The sequence below is a fragment of the Streptomyces sp. NPDC000941 genome, assembly GCF_053599555.1.
This window is the reverse complement of the sequence record NZ_JBSFMM010000487.1, coordinates 1-2606: the sequence shown is the minus strand read 5'-3', so window position 1 is coordinate 2606 and position 2606 is coordinate 1. Positions and strand designations below refer to the sequence as shown.

The 2606-nt window shown below is 66.7% G+C and carries 2 protein-coding genes, 1 tRNA gene and 1 pseudogene; 1 reads left to right on the top strand and 3 read right to left on the bottom strand.

Features of this window, described 5'->3' with window-relative positions:
- A pseudogene (locus ACWDSL_RS52940) lies at positions 1-159 on the top strand (IS110 family transposase); the annotation flags it as partial.
- A gap of 390 nt (positions 160-549) precedes the next feature.
- Here the strand turns inward: ACWDSL_RS52940 and ACWDSL_RS52935 are convergent.
- The 3 genes from ACWDSL_RS52935 to ACWDSL_RS52925 form a co-directional block, all read right to left on the bottom strand.
- Positions 550-627: transfer RNA gene (locus ACWDSL_RS52935), tRNA-Trp, on the bottom strand.
- A gap of 340 nt (positions 628-967) precedes the next feature.
- The gene (locus tag ACWDSL_RS52930) at positions 968-1729 is read right to left on the bottom strand and encodes a class I SAM-dependent methyltransferase (RefSeq protein ID WP_450496879.1); all 762 of its coding nucleotides are present in this window, start codon (positions 1727-1729) and stop codon (positions 968-970) included.
- Positions 1730-1928: 199 nt separating this feature from the next.
- Positions 1929-2543, bottom strand: a complete 615-nt coding sequence (locus ACWDSL_RS52925; RefSeq protein ID WP_450496877.1) for a hypothetical protein — start codon at positions 2541-2543, stop codon at positions 1929-1931.
- Positions 2544-2606: the final 63 nt, after the last annotated feature.

The window sequence follows — 2606 nt, the reverse complement described above, 5'->3', positions numbered from 1 at the left end:
TACTACGACAGACAACGAGCCCGTGAGGTCGGCTACAACCCCGCTCTCCGCCAGCTCGGCAACCGCCTCGTCGGCATCCTCCACGGCTGCCTCAAGACCCGCACCACCTACGACGAAGCAACCGCATGGGCACACCACGCCTACCCCCAGCCCGCTTGACACCCCAACGACATGGGGTGTCTGACCGGATGACGCCACCGACTTCGACTGCCTGAGCATCGCGCGTCGGGTCCCGGCGGGGCCGATGGTGATGCCGTCCAGGAGCGTTTCGGTGAGCCGTTCATCGCCGGAGTCGATGGCTTCCTGGCAGCAGTTCTCGATCTGAACCCACGGGTCTATCGGTGTGCTTCAGGTCGGTGCGTCGGTGCGTCGGTGCGTCGGTGCGTCGGTGGGTTCGGTTGGAAGTCGGTCGACGGCATCTGCGCATGGTCTCGTCAGCGGGATGAGCAGGTCGAACGGGTTTCAGGCCCGGCCGGTGGCCTGGTGGCGTCCGGGCGATGTACCGGGTCGTGGGGGGGCAGGTGCCGATGGAACAACAAGGGGAATGACTGGCAGGGGCGGCAGGATTTGAACCTGCGGCGCGCGGGTTTGGAGTCCGCTGCTCTGGCCGGGCTGAGCTACGCCCCTTTGACACGGCCACTCTGGCACCTGCCAACCGTAATCTGCCACGGGATTTTTACGTCGGCGAGTACTGGACGGCGACCAACTACCCCCTACGAGCACAGCAGAAGGACACAAGGTAGGCCAGGTGGCCTTGCGTCGTGTGCCGCTCACCAGTCCTGCGCGGCGGGGTGAAGGGCATCGGTTCACCACCGCCTGTGCGAAGAGCACACGCCCTGCTGAGAGCCAGTCGGGCCGTGAGATCGAGAGCCACTTCCAGCCGAGCCGGTCAAGCTGCGCCGATGTCGGTCCGTCGGTCAGCGGGGCGGGCCGGTGGCGCAGTCGGAGGCGTGGCGGCGGGTCGGTGTCAGGCGGGCTTGCGGGCTTCGATGAGGAACCGCGCGGTGTGGGCGATGAACGGTCCCTCGCTCTGGATCTGGTCGTGCAGTTGCCGCAGCCGGTTCCGGTACTGGTCGACGGTGAACCCGGGCACCATCCAGATCACCTTCCGGAGGAAGTAGATCACCGCGCCGACGTCGAAGAACTCGGTGCGAAGCGACTCCGAGCGCAGCTCCACGACCTCCGGCCCGGCTGCCTCGGCCGCCTGGCGGGCGTCGTCGGGGTGGCGCTTGCGGCGCACCTCCTCCGGCTGCGGGCCGAGGAAGTACTCCACCAGCTCGAAGACGCTGGCTGGACCGACCTGTTGGGAAAAGTATGTGCCGCCCGGCCGGAGCACCCGGGAGATTTCCTCCCACCAGACGGTCACCGGGTGTCGGCTGACCACCAGGTCGAATGCCTCGTCGGCGAACGGCAGCGGCGGCTCGTCCTCGTCTGCGACGACCACTACGCCCAGGGGATGCAGCAGCCGGGTGGCCCTGGCCACGTTCGGCGGCCAGGACTCAGTGGCCACCGCCAGCGGCGGCAGCTTCGGCACGCCGGCCAGCACCTCCCCGCCACCGGTCTGAATGTCCAACGCTGCCGAGGCCCGCGCCATCCGCTCACCCATCATGTGCTGGTAGCCCCACGACGGGCGCTGCTCGGTGGCCCGTCCCTGCAGCCAGGAGAAGTCCCAACCCTCGGCCGGGGCCGACTCCGCCTCCGTCACCAGATCCTCAAACGTTTGCGCCATGTCTGAATCGTCCCAGGTCAGCCAGTAGTCAGCGACTGAATATCACTGTCCTGACGCATGGGATGGCCCGCAGAGAGGACATACGACCTGTCGGCGCACGTTGCCGCACACCGACTCACCTCCGCTCGCGCGGAGAGCACACACGAGCACACACGAGGACACCCCGACCATCCCTTGAGAGAAGGGAAATCGTGTCGTGTCAGGAGCCGAGGATCAGGTCGGTTCCGGTGCTGTCGAGCCATTCCCAGTACTGTTTGTGGTCATCGAGCTGCCATTCCTTGAACGCCCAGTGTGCGACGGTGGGGTTGCCGCCGCTGTCGAGCATGTCCAGGTCGAGCACATAGGTGTCGTAGTTGGCGCTGCCGACGGCGTGGACGAATCGATCCGGTGGGAGTCCGTCGAGGCGTTCGGCTACTGTCCGCCAGTTGTCGTCGGCGAAGAATTCCAGGGTGTTGCAGTCGAGGCCGCCGCCAATGCGCTCCCAGCCGTTGTCCAGGCTGTGATGGATTGCCCAGATGTCACGGACCGGTCGGGGAATCGGGCCGGCCAGTAGCGGCACGACGGCCGTCGGGTCGGCGACATGCGGAGCGGAACCGACCACGACAGACAGGTAGTAGTCCGGTGCCGGGTCGGCGAAGCGGTCGAGGGAGTCCGGTATGTCGGCGAGCCGCTCTGATCTGTTGTTGTCGCGTTTCCAGGTGAGGTAGCCGAGGGCGGGTGTGCCGTGCTCGTCGATCAGCAGGGTCAGGCCAAGGGTCCGGTCGTGGACGGTGGTGACGAACCGGGGGGGGGGTGCCTCTATGTCTTTCGTCAAGCGAGGCGTGGGGTTCTGGGTTCGTAGAAGGTGCCGTCGCGGAGCATCGCGAACAGCACGCTG